We start from the raw sequence: 14,201 nt of genomic DNA, 5'->3' as shown, positions 1-14,201 counted from the left end.
GCCGCGCCGAGACCCTGCACCCGGCCCGCGAGACGGCGCGGAGAGCGTGCCGAGACGCACGGGCCCCAGCATGGTCCGCTGCGAGCCACCCGCGCCCGGTAGCGCCGGGAGTGTCCGCTCGCACCGGATGAGCGCCGACGGCGCAGACAGAGAGTGAACACCCATGCCAAGACCCAGAGGCGGACTCCGCCTCGCAGCGGCGGTATCCGTCGTGCTGGCCGGCCTGATGGCCGGCACCCTGCAGGCGACCGCCGCCCCCACCCCCGGGCCGACCGCGTCCGGCGCCGCGACGGACACCCCCTGGAGCGGCTCACCGGGCGCCGACGCCCCCGAGCGCCGGCCCGACGCCGCGGAGGCCGGCATCCCGGAGAAGAAGCGTGACGACACGCTCGGCCCGGGCTGGCGCACCTCGCGGGACCGGTTGTGGACCACCACCGGGGACGCCCAGGGGCTTCACCTGCTGGTCGCCGACGAGCGGTCCGGCTACGCCTGGCGGACGGCCGCCACCCTCGCCGAGCCCGGCTTCGACACCGACGCCTGGATCGGCAACGCCTGTGTGACCGCCTCCGGACAACGGGCCGTTGTGGTCTACGCGCCCCGAACCTTCACCAACAAGGCGGAGCTCTTCGCCCGCGGCGCCTTCGCCGCAGTGGTCGACCTCACCACGGGTGACGTGACCAAGCTCCGGCGCCAGGTCAGCCTGGCCTACTACAACCCGGGCTGCGGCGCCGGCGAGGAGGCCGTGCTCACACAGAGTGGCGGCGACGACAAGTCCTCCACCCGGCTCCTGCGCGTCGACGCCGCGACCGGTGAGGTCGCCACCCCCGTCCAGGTCACCGGACAGCTCACCTCCGCCGTCCCGGCGGGCGGCGGACGCATCGTGGCCGCCGACACCTCCCGCGTCGTCTCCGTCTCCGCCGACGGCCGCCGCTCGACCCTGGCCGCCACCGACGCCGTGCCCTTCCGGCTCGCCCCCGACCAGGACGGCGGCCTCACCTTCCTGGACCGCTCCGGTGACAAGGCCACCGCGCGGCACCTGACCGCCGGACAGCTGAAGTCCCCCGACCCGCGGCGCAAGGCCGCGCCGCTGGCCCACGGCAAACTCGACGCAGTGGACGTGACCCGTTCCGCCGACGGCCGGGTCTACCTCACCGGCGCCCAGCGCGGCGTCGCCTCCGGCGCGCTGCCCAAGGCGGTCCGGCTGCTCGACGCCCCCAGGGGGGCCCGCGTCTCCACCGAGGGCCGGGCCGTCATCACCAGCACCGCCTGGACCGACGGCAAGGACTCCCGGGTGACCGCCCAGGACGCGGCGAAACGGCGCCCGGTCACCCTCGGCGTCAGCCTTCCCGCCCGGAAGCGCACGATGACCTTCGTCGTCGACCCCGCAGCGGTCGTCGGCGCCGACGCCGAGCAGGGCGTGGCCCCCGCGCCCGGCCTGGGCACGGGTACGGGGAAGAAGAGGGCCCAGGCGAAGAGCGGCCTGGCCGCGGCCGCCTCGCCGAGCAACCCCGTCGAGGACGAGCGGTACTGCTCCGTCCCGCGCAACGACCCCCGCAACCAGGCGATGCAGCCCAAGCCGCGCCAGGTCGAATGGGCTGTCGACCAGGCCATCATGGGGACCCTGAACGCCAAGGCGTCCCGCCCCGCCAACTGGAAGAACCTCGGCATGCCGGCGTACGCGCCGCAGACCCTCTTCCCGAAGAAGGCGCTCGTCGAGGGCGACCACGTCCCGGCGCAGGTGATGCTCGGCATCACCGCCCAGGAGTCCAACATGTGGCAGGCGGCCCGCTTCGCCGTCCCCGGTGTCACCGCCAACCCGCTCATCGGCAACTATTACGGGCTGGAGATCTACAACAGCAGCAGTGCCGACGACTGGGACATCAACTGGGCCGAGTCCGACTGCGGTTACGGCATCACGCAGGTGACCGACCACATGCGCCTCGCCGGCAAGGAGAAGGGGCCCTCCGACACCGCCTGGGCCTACCAGACCCAGCGTGCCGTCGCCCTGGACTACGCCGTGAACGTCGCGGCCGGCCTCCAGATCCTCACCGACAAGTGGAACCAGATCCGCAGCGCCGGAATGAAGATCAACAACGGTGACCCGAACAAGATCGAGAACTGGTTCTTCGCGCTCTGGGCCTACAACTCTGGCTTCTACCCGCAGGCCGACAGCGGCAAGAACAGCGGCGCCTGGGGAGTCGGATGGGCCAACAACCCGGCCAACCCGGAGTACCCCGCCAACCGGGCCTCCTTCATGGACACCACCTACGCCGACGCCGCCCACCCGCAGGACTGGCCCTACCCGGAGAAGGTGATCGGCTTCGCCGGCCACCCGCCGGAGCTGCTGGAGGCCCCCAACACCCCCGTCTCCGCGTACCGTCCGGCCTGGTGGAACGGTGACGTCGTCACCGCTCCGCTCAACCGCGCCAACGCCAAGCCGCCCGTCAACCAGTTCTGCGACGCGAGCAACACCTGCGAGCCTGGCAAGTCGTACACGCCCAACGCCCCCGAGGTGGCGGGCTCCAAGGCGGGCCCCTGCGCCCACAAGAACGCCTCCGGCCAGTACGACCTGAAGTGCTGGTACCACCAGAGCAGCACCTGGAAGAGCGACTGCTCCTACTCCTGCGGGAACGAGCTCGTGCGCTTCGACAGCACCTACGCCGAACAGGCCGACGGCACCGCCTACCCGCCCAACTGCTCGACCTCGGGCCTCCCGTCGGGCGCCCTGGTCATCGACGACCTCCCGGACGGCACGCCGTCGGTCCGGCCCGGCTGCACCACACCCACCACCAACCAGGGCACCTTCGGGCTCGACTTCGCCGCCGACTCCAAGGGCCTCTACCCCTCGAAGATCGACTTCCATCAGCTGGGAGCGGGCTACGGCGGCCACTTCTCCTTCGCCCACACCCGCCAGGCGAGCGCCGAGAGCGGCAAGATGAAGGTCACCGGCACCTGGACCCTCAACAAGACGCTCAGCCAGCCGGCCCGCGTCCTGGTACACCTGCCCGACCACGGGGCGCAGACCCAGCTCGCCCAGTACGACGTCACCACCAAGAACGGCGTGCGCTCCCGCATCATCCGGCAGCCGGGCAACGGCAACCGGTGGGTCTCCATCGGCGCCTTCATGTTCGGCAACGTCCCCAAGGTCACGCTCAGCTCCGTGACGTCCGACGGCACCGGCGAGGAGGACATCGCCTTCGACGCCGTCGCCTTCGTACCCATCACCGGCACCTATGTGGAGCGCAGCGTCGACAGCGTGGCCGTCTTCGACGAGGACCAGAACATCGACACCTCGGCCCCGGCCTCCTGGATCGGCGGACCGCTCACCAGCCGCCAGAACCTCTACGACTGGGCGATGGACCTCACCGCCGGCATCACCTCCCTGCCCTCCTGCACCGCCGGCCCCACCACCGGGTGCGTCATGCCGGCGACCAAGAGCGCCATGACCGCCTGGCGCTCCCAGGTGACGGCCGCCGGGACCGACCCGGTCAACCACCCGGACGGCACCAGCCAGGGCACCTGGGTGGGGTTCGCGAACCCGTACACCGACAGGCCCACCAGCTCCACCAAGCCGACCAGGTTCGACACCGACGACAACTCCTACAAGATCCGCTCCCGGACCACCGTCTCGTTCGTCAAGGACGCCGGTGGCACCGTCATCCCGGGCAGTGAGTACGTCGACTACGGCAACCGCACGGGCAACACGCACCTGCCCAAGTTCATGCTCGACACCTTCTCCGCGCTCGCCACGGACTACGGCATCGCCAAGCCCGACCTGCGCTACTCGGTGAAGAACCTCAACCAGCACGACAACAAGAGCCACGCCGCGGACCCGCTGGCAACCGGCGTCCTGCCCGGCCGTTCCTACGCCTACGCAGGGAAGAAGCCGACCGTGGTGAAGGACGACGACACCCCGGTCGACACCGGTGGCACGTGTGTGGCCACCCTCTACACCTCCGGCGGTTCCATCGGATACCGGCCCATGCTGAGCGCCGACGCGCCCAAGCAGAACGTCGACAACTGGCAGAAGAAGGCCGACGGCGACAGCCGGGTACCCGACGCCGTGGCCGAACTGGCCGGCGGTATCTGGTCCAACTTCTTCCAGACCGAACTGCTCTCGCCTCTGGTCGGCACAGCCTTCGGCCAGGCACCACCCATCTGGCAGGAACTGAGCCTGAAGGTCTGCGCCGACGGATCGGTGCGCAAGGTGAGCGGACGCCCCTACCTGCGCTCGAGCCACATGCCCGACCAGTACCTCTACCTGGACGGCAAGGCCATGAACCTGGACGGCACCGCCGGTGGTGCGGCACCCGTGATCAAGGGCGACTTCCAGGACTTCAGTAAGATCCCTGACCCGAACCAGGACTATCCGCTGTGGCCCAACCCGTACGGACCCTGCAACTTCGGCACCGACCAGAGCGGCAACCCCTGGGACATCACGGCCCCGGCCTCCGCCGGAACCGATCCGTCTCCGGCACACTTCTGCCTCGACAAGAGCATCCCGCTCGACGCCGGGTACAGCAGCTACTGACCATCCGTCCCCACGTCCGAACCTGACCCACGACCGGCCGGCCGCCACCGCGCGGCCGGCCGGTCCCCGTCCGTCTGGAGACCGTCCGGCACATGGGCCTCATCCTGCTCGTCCTGCTCATCGCTCTGCTCTGGTTCCTGCTCGCGCTGCTCCCGCTGCGCCGCCGCACCCCGCGACTCGTGTTCACCTCCGTCCACCTCGCCGCCACGATCGCCCTGGTGGTCGCGGCTGACCGGTCATCGCCGGGTCAGCCCGCCCTGTGGGTGCTCCTGTTCGGCCCCGGAGGGCTGGTCTCGCTGGTACGTCTGGGCACGGCGATCGCGAGCGCGGTCCGTACGGTGCGCGCCGAGGACGCGCCGCCGGACTGAGCGACGGACGCGCACGTTCCGGCCCCCGCAGCCCGGTCCGTCCTCGCGGACGGCCGCCGAGGGGCCACGTCCAGGGCTGCCTGAGGACTGCCGGGCCGGCACGATGAGGAATGCGACGCGCGCTCTGCCCGTGTCCGGGTGCCGGACTCCTGCCGATCGCTGCGGGCCACGTCCCGGTGCCCTTGGACCAGGTGGCGGCGTACTCCCCGAGGCTCAACCGCGTCCGCCTGCGCCCGCCTGCGTCTGCCTTCTGTCGAAGACGAATCGCTCGCGGCCCCGCGGAGTCCCGGGGCACCTCTTGCGCACGGAGCGGGCGGGGCTCCATGGCCAGGTCCGCCGCCCGGAGACGGTGGGTTCTCTCCACCTCACTCCGACAGGCGCGGTCCGCACGCTACCGAAGTGCGGATTCGAGCAGCAGTTCGCTCAGGGCGGCCGGCATGGTGATCATGCAGTCGTGACCGGTGGGAAGTGCCCGTATGCGTGCCGGGGTGCCGTTGGGCTGCGTCGCGGCGACGGGTCGGCGCACGATGCCTTCCGGCTCCGCGCCGACGCAGTGGATGTGCGTGCGCGGAACCGAGTCCGCGGCGGGGTTGTCCAACCGGACCGGTTGCTGCAGGCAGCGCACCGGCTGGTCGGAGAGCATCGTACGCAGCCATGCGACGTCCGCCGGATCGGTGACCCCGAACAGACCGAGAGGCGGAGGCATTTCGGGCAGCGGGGGGATGCGCCAGTCGCTGTCGGACCTGGCCGCCAGGTCGATCAGGTTCCTGGTCATGGGCTGTACGTCGACGCCTGTCTCGCCGTGCTCCGGGACCATGGCGCCCAGGTACACCCGGTGCGTGATCCGTTCCGGAACCTCGTTGGCCACGGACGAGACGACCAGCCCCGCGTAGCTGTGACCCACGAGCACCACCTCGGTCAGGTCCTCCTCGTGGATCAGCTTCACGACGTAGCGGCCTACGGGCCGATGCCGGAGGGCGCCCCCGAGGATCGGAACGGCTAGTCCGGGTGTGGGAACGCGCTTTCGGGAGAGGCGGGGCGCCGGATCGCCTGATGAACTCGCCCCGTCCCCAGGCAGACAGTGCGCGTCAGCGCAAGACAGGGGAGTCCGCGGGCCGGCCGCAGGGCGATCTGTACCGGTACGAGGCACGGGTGTGGGTACACGACAGGCCAGGCAGTATCGAAGGAGGAGAGCAATCGTGGACGAGTCTTCCGTACGTGCGGTGGGGTGGGCGCAGTCGTTTCCCATCTCGCGGGGGGTGAGAGCCGGCCGGATCTGGGCCCGGCGGCACCTCGACTCCTTGGAGTGGACGAAGAACGCGCCTGACATGGTGGACTCGGTTCTGCTCAGCATCTCGGAGCTGGTCACCAATGCTCATGTACACGCGCACAGCGATGCGCAGCTCGTGCTCACCTGGGACAGTCAGTGCCTGCACGTCAGTGTGCACGACGGGGACACAGCCATTCCTCGTCCCCGCCAAGCAGACGACACCATGACCGGAGGCCGCGGACTCGCCATCGTGGACGCGCTCGCCGACAGCTGGCACACCCACAGGCAGCGGGACGGTAAAACGATCACCGCCTGCTTCATTCCACCTGAGCTCGCATCTGCGGGGCAACCGCTCCCACCAGACCCGGCCCGGCCTGAAGCCGGATCGTCTCAGGACGTGCTCGTGGTCGCCGAGGAGCAGGGTGACGGCGCGGCGTCCTCGGCGTGAGCCCGGTCGGCGTCTGCGCGATGCTGGGCACCTCCTCCTCCGCTGATAGCAGACGACAGGGCCGCTTCACCTACGGTCGGCGCTCACGCGGTGCTTGCCGCGTGAGCGCCGAACGGCACTCACGCCTGGCTGAGTTCCTCACTGCTGAGCACTGAATCGCACGGCGTGACGGGGACCGGATACCGAGCCGCTGCTCAGGTCCCGGACCCGGAAGTGCTCTACCTCGCTGAACCCCAGCTTCGCCGCGAGGCGCATCGAGCCGACGTCGGCGGTCTGGGTGGTGAGCACCACCGGCTCACAGGCGAAGGACGCCGTCGAACCATCAGCCGACCAGCAGGTCTCGGCAGCCATCAAGACTCGCGGATCGATCAACCCACCAGCCCGACTGGGAGGTCCGCGACGACATCCACGAAGCGCTCCTCGCCCTCGGATGCGTATCCATCTGGTGGTGGCGCCTCAGAACCACCGTCTCCGCCCCCGATGCGGCAGCAGCTGATCACAGCGAAATCCTCCGTTCATCGGCCTTGAGCCCACGGAGTGTCCAGAGTCCGTACAGAGCCAGCAGAGGCTTGGCGAGCATCCACTCGCCAAGCCGGTAGTCATCGGCACGCACGAGCTTCTCAGCCAGGTCAGGACGCTGTCGCCGCAAGTACGCGCGCGCCTTGAGCGCGTGAGCAGGCTGGGAGACGATCTTGATGCGATCGACGTCCTCGAGCAATGGGATCACGTTCGTCATGTTCTCCCAGGTCGTCGTACTCCGATCTTCGAGGAGGACGGTGCCGTCGAACGCCAAAGCCGACTTCGCGTAGTTCGTCATCAGTCGCGCTTCCGCAGCGCCAGCGGTGGTCTCACCACCGCTGAAGATCACGCGAGTACCTCGCGCGTCGTGGTCAGAGGCAATGGAGCGGACTCCAGCACGGACCCGCCAACGGTTGACGAAGTTCGCCGTCGTTTGCGGGTTCCGGTAGCCCAACACGACGACAGCTTCGCGGGCGCCCCCTCGGCTCCCCACGAGGGCTCGAGACCAGCGCCAGTTCAACCACTCGCCCCAGGCCAGGGTCGCAGCCCCAGTCATCGCCAGCCGTGTCCTTCGTCGCATGCGGCGACCCTATGGCACCGCGACATCGGGCAGCGAAGGAGCCAGTCCCGCTACCGACGACGCGTTCCGTTCGGCCATCCATCGGATCAACGCACCACGATGGATGGCCTTCCCCTCCCCGTACCGAGCCGGCCAGGCAGTCCGGACCAAGGCTTTCACTACGACCACGACACCAGCTCCGCCCAGAACGCGACTCAGCTGCCTACCGGCAATGCGCCCCGGGTGACGGGCACGTGGCACAACTCGCGATAGGAGCCGCACGCCATCCCGCCGCCCGCCGCCATGTCCGTGTGCGTCACCGGTCACGAGTGCCCGACCGTCAGGGTGTGGTCCGCTGGTTGTGGCTGTCCTGGCGGAGGTGGTCGGTGTGCTGGTTGATGCTGTCGATGCGTGCTGCCAGGCCGGGGTGGTTGGTGGTCAGGTGTTTGTGGGCGTCGGTGAGTGGAGCGATCAGGTTGGCGGCGTCGTCGTCGGCGAGGGCAGCCGAGATGCGTGCGCCGGGAGTTGCGGGAAGGTCGCTCAGAGCGGTGATCTGGCCGGCGAGCTGGCGCAGGTCGGCGGCGTTGCTTCGGGCCCAGGTCGTGACGGTGCGGTCAGCGGCTCGGACGCTGCGGGTGGCTTCGACGCGTTGCTCGCCGGTGGCGCCGGGAACTCCTGGGCGGACGCGCAGGTAGCGCTTCTCTGCGGCTTGGCGACTGGAGACACCGAGCGGCTGGGCGAGATCGGCCCAACTGGTGCCCGACGCGCGAGCCGCTTCGATCAGTCCCGATTCCCATCCGGCGAGCTCGTCGCGCAATTCGCGCAGAAGGCGCAGTGCGGTCATGGCCAGCTCGGCGTGCCTCTGCTGGTCTTCCTGGTGTGATCCGGGTGGCGGAGTCCGGGTGGCGGCCACCACGTCGGCGATGCGGGCCAGCGCCGTCGTAGCCGCGTCGACGTCGGGCCGGCCGGTGGTGGGGGAGGGGTTCATGGGACTCCTTCACTCGTGTCACCTTTCGGATGACACCTTGTTTGTCATCGTTCCGATGACATGCTACAACTGTGCCAGACGAAGCGCATTGGCAGTTTCTGCCAAGACCACTGGAGGTGTATTCGCGATGTTGATGCGCACCGACCCGTTCCGCGAACTGGATCGACTGGCCCAGCAGCTCACTGGCGTTTCCGGGACCTGGTCCAAGCCGTCGGCGATGCCGATGGACGCCTATCGTGAGGGCGAGGAGTACGTGATCGCCCTGGACCTTCCCGGCGTCGCCAGGGATGCGATCGATATCGACGTCGAACGCAACATGCTCACCGTCAAGGCGGAGCGTCGCCCGGTGTCGAAGGGCGAGGACGTGCAGGTCGAGCTCTCCGAGCGACCGCTCGGCGTCTTCTCCCGCCAGCTGGTCCTGGCGGACACCCTGGACACCGAGCGCATCAGGGCCGACTACGACGCGGGAGTGCTGACGCTGCGGATCCCGATCGCCGAGCGAGCCAAGCCCCGCAAGATCACCGTCGGCGCAGGCACCGCCTCCAGGCAGATCGGCACCTGAACCCGGTCCGGCTCGCCCCGCAGAGCGAGGCGGAATCGCCAGAAGCGGGCTGCCGCTCCCGTTCGGCACACGCGGCGGCGAGCCCCGGCCCTCACCGCCGCGCCCTGCCCCGCTCGCCTGCTCGCTGTCGTACTGCGGACCGCAACCGGTTGCGGTCCGCAGTACGACAGCAGCCACAGGGGTCGGCCACCCGACGCACGCGATCCGGTTCCCACGCATTTCTCCTGCGAACCCGGGCACACCCAGCTTTACGGACCCCCCTCAGAACAGAGTGCTGCCGCCGAACCCTCGCCCGACTGCGACACGGCAGCCGCCAGCACCCGAGAAAGGCACTCCCCCATGCGCTCCCTGCATGAGTCCACCCGTGCTGCCACCACGGGCGTGACGTTCGACCAGATGCTGGAAAAGATCCGGTACGAGGGCGCCTACCCCACGCGAGAACGAGCCGAGAGCGTCACCAAGGCCGTGCTGTCCGGTCTTGGCCGGCAGCTGACCGGGGACGAACGCGTGGACCTCGCCGCCCACCTTCCCAGCGCAGCAGCCCACATCCTCACCACCGAGATCCCCGACCCCCACCCGCTCACCGGCTGGGAATTCGTCAAGGATCTCGCCGCTCGCACCGGCGGAACTCCTGCCACCGCTCGCTGGGACACGGGAGCTGTCCTCGCCACCGTCGGCCACCTCGCCGGCCCTGGCCTCCTCGACCGCATCCTCGCCCAACTGCCCACGGGCTACGCCCTCCTGTTCGGGCGGGCTGAGCTCATCCAGGCCGCGTGAACGGACAAGGGCGGGCGCTCCCTTCCTGGCCCGGGCTTCGCCGGCCGTGGTCGCGCCGGTCTCCCGTATCGCACCGGCAGCCCTTGCTGCCTCTGTGATGGGCGCGGCCACCATCGCCCTGCTCTCCCTCAGGCGCCTCCCCGCTGCCCACGGCGGCCTCTACGCCGTGCGGCCCCCGCCTGACCTGGTCCGGCCCGCCCCCCAGCGCTCGGGCCCGGACATGAAGGCTGCCCGACCGCCGCGCGAGGGTGCGGTCGGGCAGCATCGCCCCGCTGTCGTCACTGGCATGCGTTGACGGCGGCATGGCCCCTGCCGCGGCTGATCATTCATTGGTTCTCGTCAGCAGGAAGACGATCACGAAGCCGACCAGCCCAGCAGGGACGTCCACAACAGTCTGGGCCGTGTCTGGAGCCCTGACGGGGAGTCTGCCGAGAGGGAACAATGGGCGCCGTGAATGACACAGTCGCGGTTGCCCTCATCACGTCCCTGTCCACCCTGAGCGCTGCTGGGTTGGCAGGTGTCGCTTCGGCATGGGTGGTCGGCCGGCAGTTAAGGCACCAGAGCGTCCTGGCCCGTGAGGAACGGGCCGAGCGGCGAGCGATCGACCATCGGGAGATACGCCGTGAGGCGTATGAGAAGTTCCTGTCCCAGGCTGACGCGGCCTACCGTGTTCTGGACGACGGATGGTTCGCACTGCCGTTCACGGAACTGCGCCGCTGGGAAGCGGGATTCGCCGCGCGCAGGGCGCTGGATGAAGCGTACATCCGGGTTCGGCTGGTAGGGCCAGACGACGTCGCGGCGCGGGGAGCTGAAGTTCTCCGCAGCATTGGTGACGAGTTCCGGCTGCATGCGCGCATCGTGAACGACAGCCCAGACACGGCTGGAAGCGCCGCCGAACTCGAACCCCCAGCACGCTCAGCAGCGCTCCGTGCTCGGGTCACCAGCACCACGGAGTTCGTTACCATGGCCCGGCGAGCGCTGGGCAGTCAGTTGTTGCCCGTACCGCAGACGGGCCCCGACTCAGCGGAGCAGGACGAACTTGTTTGACTCCCTGCCGACCGTCTCGGACCACGGCATCACCTGATCAAACCAGATATTCCGGGAACACTCCGAGGCCCTGGATGGAGGCAGTGTCTGCGGCCGACGCCACATCGAGCGGTTATATCGCGCAGTGGTGGTTCCGGCACACATTCCGGGCTCTGGTCACTGGGTGTTCGGGTGCCCATGAAGTTGAGCTCGAAGCGAGTGGGCTACTCGGTCTGCCTCGTCGGCTGATACTCGCTCCTGCTCGGGTCGCCGAAGCAGCTCGAAGATGCCGGGCCCACGATGCTCTGGTCGCAGATCTGCCATGCGCGGAACGATGTGGAAGTGCACATGTGCGAAACCTTCGGCTTCGGCGAACTGCACGACGTAGGTCTTGGCGCAGCCAGTCATGTCCCGGAGAGCCCGTGAGAGCTTTACCTGCCACATCCCTAGGGCAGATGCCTCAGCGTCGGTGAGATCGTGAACCGCGGCAACGTGGCGCCGAGGCAGCAGAACCAGCCAGCCCGGCACTGCGGTGTTGATGGCATGGGCCACCCGCCAGTGCTGGTCATGAACCACGCACTCGCGTGGTGGCAGGTCGTCGAACTCTGCTTCCGTGCTGCATGCATAGCAGTCGGGAGTCACCATGAAGAGAGATTGTAGAACTGTCGCACTGCCAAGCTCCATATTTAGCCCAAGCCATCAGCCACGCCAGGAGAGATCCTTTTTCGGGTCCTGACCGATCGCGAGGAGCAGAACAGCGTCGCCATTGCCTTGGGCGAGTCCTTCGGCGGCTGGACCAAGACCTTCACCGACCTGCGCCTCTGTGCGTCCATCGGAGACCTGAGGAGACCTTCGTTGAGCCCGGCATCCCGCTCATGCCAGCAGAACACACCGCCAGAACCACTGGACATCAGCGAAGCCACCTCGCGTGGTCGGCCAAAGCCGTGCCCGGTGGCTGCGTACGACCCTCAGGACACGTCCTCGGAGCCCCCAGAGGGAAGCCCTCGGTTACTGGTGGACACCCCACTCCTGAATGATCACCGGCAACGCGCACCTGCCAGGACCGAGGCCGACTCGATCGACGGCACGATTCACGAGGGAGATAGGGCAGTTGACCGACTGTCCGCCCGCCCGCCTCGGGGGCCTGGCACCCGACTTGTCCGACCCTTTGGCGGAAGCCGTCACAACAAGTCGGGCGCACTCTCCTGGGCGGGACCCTTGTGTGCCGGACGATCCGGACCGCCGGCCGGGGCGGCGGCACTCAGCGCCGCTTCGACCCTGCGGTTGCCGGTCATGGAAGCCGTGACGGCGGTCATTGCCAGGAGGAGGCCGGCGGCGGCGTAGAGCGGGGTGCGGATGTCGTACGTGGTGGCCAGCCAGCCACCGAGGAACGCTCCGACGGGGGCGGCGCACATGGCCAGCATGCGGGAGGTGGAAGCGACCCGGCCCATCAGGTGGGCTGGGACGATCGCCTGCCGGAGGGAGGGCCCGAGCACCATCGTGGCGCCCATGCCGGCCCCGCAGACGGCGAGCGCCAGCCCAGCCACGTACGGGTCCGGGGCAGCGGCAAGGCCCAGGATGGCCAGCCCTTCGACGGCCGCCGTACAGGTCAGCGCGGTGCCGGTGCCGAGTCTTCGGCCAAGGTAGGAGGCGATACCCGCGCCGAGCAGACCGCCGGTGGCCTCCGCCGTGAGGAGCAGGCCGAAGCCGTAGGTGTCGATGCCGAGGCGGTCATGCGCGAAGAGGGCGAGGACGGTCTCCACGGCCAGGAAGGCGATATTCCCCACCGCAGGGCGGAGCGCGAGCCCGAGCAGCAACCGGTCCCGGAAGACGTACGACGCCCCGGCCCGCGCCTGCCGAAGTAGCGACTCGCGGATCTCCGGCACGGGGCGTGGCGTGGCGGGCAGCGTACGGACGAGCAGCGCGGAGAACAGGAACGACACCGCGTCGGCCAGCAGCGGAACCGCCCGCCCGAGCGCGAGCAGTGCACTGCCCGCAGGCGGCCCCGCGAATCCGGACATGGCGGTCTGGGCGCCGCGCAGGCGGGAGTTGGCCCGCTCCAGGAGCGCGGGGTCCCGGCGGAGCAGATCCGGCAGGAAGGCCGTGGCGGCCGTGTCGAAGAAGAGCCCGCCGAGGCCGAGCAGGAAGGCGACGCCCGCGAGGAGCGGAATGCTCAGCGCATCGAGTGCGGCCGCCGCCGCGGGTATCGCGAGCAGCACCGCACGCGCGGCGTCCGCGACCCACATCGTGCGACGACGGTCCCAGCGATCCACCAGCGCACCGCCGAGTACGCCGAACAGCAGCCACGGCAGCGTCCCTGCCGCCGTTACGACGGCGAGTGCCATCGGATCCCGCGTCAACGTCAACGCGATCAGTGGCAGCGCGGCATGTGACACTCCGTCACCGAGCGAGGAGACTGTCTGCGCAGTCCACAGTCGGCCGAACCCGGCCGGCAACTTACCAACGTCTGCAGTCACTTGGTGCCTCCCTCTGGCTTCTCCCGCAGTGTCGGGTGGAACAGTGCGAAGACGAGTGAGGCGTCCGGCAGCGACGGATCGGACAGCTCCCGGTACTCGTCCGCCAGGGCCTGCAGTCGGGCCCCCAGCTGTGCGAACTGCTCCTCGGTGAGCCGCAGATGCGCCATCCGCACGTGGCGCTCGCCGTCCGTCGGCGCCGCTTCCAGGTCCGCCACCGCATGCCGCATCAGCACATCCGGCCCTCCCTCGCCCGGGTCCGGCAGCTCGATCGCCCGGGCTGCCATGGCGTAGTACCGCTCGGTGACGCCCCGGACCTTCCGCGTCCGCACCACCTTCACCAGGCCGGCCCGCTCCAGCAGGCGCACGTGATAGCTGGAACTCCCCTTCGCAAGGCCCACCCGCTCGGCGATCTGCGTAATCGTCGCCGGCTCGAAGCGGAGCACGGCCATGATCCGGTGGCGCGTGAGATTGGAGACTGCACGCAGCTGCTCGTTCGTGGTGACGTGAAACGTCTCGGGAAGATCGTCGGTAGGCATGCGAACAATGGTCAACGATTCTTGACCATTGCGCAAGAGGGTTCGCGCGAACCTCGAGAGCCTGCTGTCCGGCGCGTTCGCCGAGTCCATTCGCCAACTCCTCGCCATCGGTACCAAGATGGGTCTCGCCGCCGCCGTCC

The 14,201-nt window shown here is 69.2% G+C and carries 12 protein-coding genes and 2 pseudogenes; 7 read left to right on the top strand and 7 right to left on the bottom strand.

The window, feature by feature from the left end:
* The first annotated feature begins 163 nt into the window (after positions 1-163).
* Positions 164-4,531 (top strand): hypothetical protein, encoded by a 4,368-nt coding sequence (locus tag AB0I83_RS13610; protein ID WP_363304680.1) that lies wholly within the window; start codon positions 164-166, stop codon positions 4,529-4,531.
* 92 nt (positions 4,532-4,623) lie between these two features.
* Positions 4,624-4,899: a hypothetical protein gene (locus AB0I83_RS13605; RefSeq protein ID WP_356530049.1), complete on the top strand. Its 276-nt coding sequence runs from the start codon at positions 4,624-4,626 to the stop codon at positions 4,897-4,899.
* A 391-nt stretch (positions 4,900-5,290) separates the two neighbouring features.
* Here AB0I83_RS13605 and AB0I83_RS13600 read toward each other — a convergent pair whose 3' ends face one another.
* Positions 5,291-6,148 carry an alpha/beta fold hydrolase gene (locus AB0I83_RS13600; protein WP_363304679.1) on the bottom strand — a complete coding sequence of 286 codons (858 nt, stop codon included), beginning with the start codon at positions 6,146-6,148 and terminating at the stop codon, positions 5,291-5,293.
* Between AB0I83_RS13600 and AB0I83_RS13595 the strand changes: the two genes are divergently transcribed.
* Positions 6,099-6,617 (top strand): ATP-binding protein, encoded by a 519-nt coding sequence (locus AB0I83_RS13595; protein ID WP_363304678.1) that lies wholly within the window; start codon positions 6,099-6,101, stop codon positions 6,615-6,617. The genes AB0I83_RS13600 and AB0I83_RS13595 overlap by 50 nt on opposite strands.
* Positions 6,618-6,687: 70 nt before the next feature.
* Here the strand turns inward: AB0I83_RS13595 and AB0I83_RS13590 are convergent.
* The 3 genes and pseudogenes from AB0I83_RS13590 to AB0I83_RS13580 all read right to left on the bottom strand — a co-directional run.
* Positions 6,688-6,914 (bottom strand): annotated as a pseudogene (locus AB0I83_RS13590) (hypothetical protein); the annotation flags it as partial.
* A 199-nt stretch (positions 6,915-7,113) separates the two neighbouring features.
* A complete protein-coding gene (locus AB0I83_RS13585) occupies positions 7,114-7,716 on the bottom strand; it encodes a YdcF family protein (protein WP_363304677.1) in 603 nt (200 codons plus the stop codon).
* Positions 7,717-8,035: 319 nt separating this feature from the next.
* The gene (locus AB0I83_RS13580) at positions 8,036-8,683 is read right to left on the bottom strand and encodes a type III effector protein (RefSeq protein WP_363304676.1); all 648 of its coding nucleotides are present in this window, start codon (positions 8,681-8,683) and stop codon (positions 8,036-8,038) included.
* A gap of 127 nt (positions 8,684-8,810) precedes the next feature.
* Here AB0I83_RS13580 and AB0I83_RS13575 point away from each other — a divergent pair, with 127 nt between their 5' ends.
* From AB0I83_RS13575 to AB0I83_RS13565, 3 genes are all read left to right on the top strand, one after another.
* Positions 8,811-9,245: an Hsp20/alpha crystallin family protein gene (locus tag AB0I83_RS13575; RefSeq protein ID WP_356530061.1), complete on the top strand. Its 435-nt coding sequence runs from the start codon at positions 8,811-8,813 to the stop codon at positions 9,243-9,245.
* 339 nt (positions 9,246-9,584) lie between these two features.
* Positions 9,585-10,022 (top strand): DUF2267 domain-containing protein, encoded by a 438-nt coding sequence (locus tag AB0I83_RS13570; protein ID WP_363304675.1) that lies wholly within the window; start codon positions 9,585-9,587, stop codon positions 10,020-10,022.
* Between the two features lie 450 nt (positions 10,023-10,472).
* On the top strand, positions 10,473-11,069 hold the full coding sequence (locus AB0I83_RS13565; protein WP_356844031.1) for a hypothetical protein: 597 nt from the start codon (positions 10,473-10,475) through the stop codon (positions 11,067-11,069).
* A gap of 156 nt (positions 11,070-11,225) precedes the next feature.
* Here the strand turns inward: AB0I83_RS13565 and AB0I83_RS13560 are convergent, their stop codons facing one another.
* Entirely contained in the window at positions 11,226-11,693 is a 468-nt protein-coding gene (locus AB0I83_RS13560; protein WP_363304674.1) for an HIT family protein, read from the bottom strand.
* A gap of 69 nt (positions 11,694-11,762) precedes the next feature.
* Here AB0I83_RS13560 and AB0I83_RS13555 point away from each other — a divergent pair.
* Positions 11,763-11,888, top strand: a pseudogene (locus AB0I83_RS13555) (AAA family ATPase); the annotation flags it as partial.
* 341 nt (positions 11,889-12,229) lie between these two features.
* Here AB0I83_RS13555 and AB0I83_RS13550 read toward each other — a convergent pair.
* Together AB0I83_RS13550 and AB0I83_RS13545 are read right to left on the bottom strand one after the other, a co-directional pair.
* Complete coding sequence (locus tag AB0I83_RS13550; protein WP_363304673.1) at positions 12,230-13,525, bottom strand: MFS transporter; 1,296 nt, start codon at positions 13,523-13,525, stop codon at positions 12,230-12,232.
* The gene (locus AB0I83_RS13545; protein ID WP_363304672.1) at positions 13,522-14,061 is read right to left on the bottom strand and encodes a helix-turn-helix domain-containing protein; all 540 of its coding nucleotides are present in this window, start codon (positions 14,059-14,061) and stop codon (positions 13,522-13,524) included. The genes AB0I83_RS13550 and AB0I83_RS13545 overlap by 4 nt, the downstream gene beginning before the upstream one ends.
* Positions 14,062-14,201: the final 140 nt, after the last annotated feature.

The sequence above is a fragment of the Streptomyces sp. NPDC049970 genome (assembly GCF_040660235.1).
Taxonomy (GTDB): Bacteria; Actinomycetota; Actinomycetes; order Streptomycetales; family Streptomycetaceae; genus Streptomyces.
Note: the sequence above shows the minus strand (reverse complement) of the source record. Positions and strands in the feature narration are given on the sequence as shown.

Coding starts and splice junctions, on each gene's coding strand:
- AB0I83_RS13575 (WP_356530061.1), top strand. CDS start 8,811: ATGTTGATGCGCACCGACCCGTTCCGCGAACTGGATCGACTGGCCCAG.
- AB0I83_RS13600 (WP_363304679.1), bottom strand. CDS start 6,148: ATGGGAAACGACTGCGCCCACCCCACCGCACGTACGGAAGACTCGTCC.
- AB0I83_RS13580 (WP_363304676.1), bottom strand. CDS start 8,683: ATGAACCCCTCCCCCACCACCGGCCGGCCCGACGTCGACGCGGCTACG.
- AB0I83_RS13545 (WP_363304672.1), bottom strand. CDS start 14,061: ATGCCTACCGACGATCTTCCCGAGACGTTTCACGTCACCACGAACGAG.
- AB0I83_RS13570 (WP_363304675.1), top strand. CDS start 9,585: ATGCGCTCCCTGCATGAGTCCACCCGTGCTGCCACCACGGGCGTGACG.
- AB0I83_RS13610 (WP_363304680.1), top strand. CDS start 164: ATGCCAAGACCCAGAGGCGGACTCCGCCTCGCAGCGGCGGTATCCGTC.
- AB0I83_RS13605 (WP_356530049.1), top strand. CDS start 4,624: ATGGGCCTCATCCTGCTCGTCCTGCTCATCGCTCTGCTCTGGTTCCTG.
- AB0I83_RS13560 (WP_363304674.1), bottom strand. CDS start 11,693: ATGGTGACTCCCGACTGCTATGCATGCAGCACGGAAGCAGAGTTCGAC.
- AB0I83_RS13585 (WP_363304677.1), bottom strand. CDS start 7,716: ATGCGACGAAGGACACGGCTGGCGATGACTGGGGCTGCGACCCTGGCC.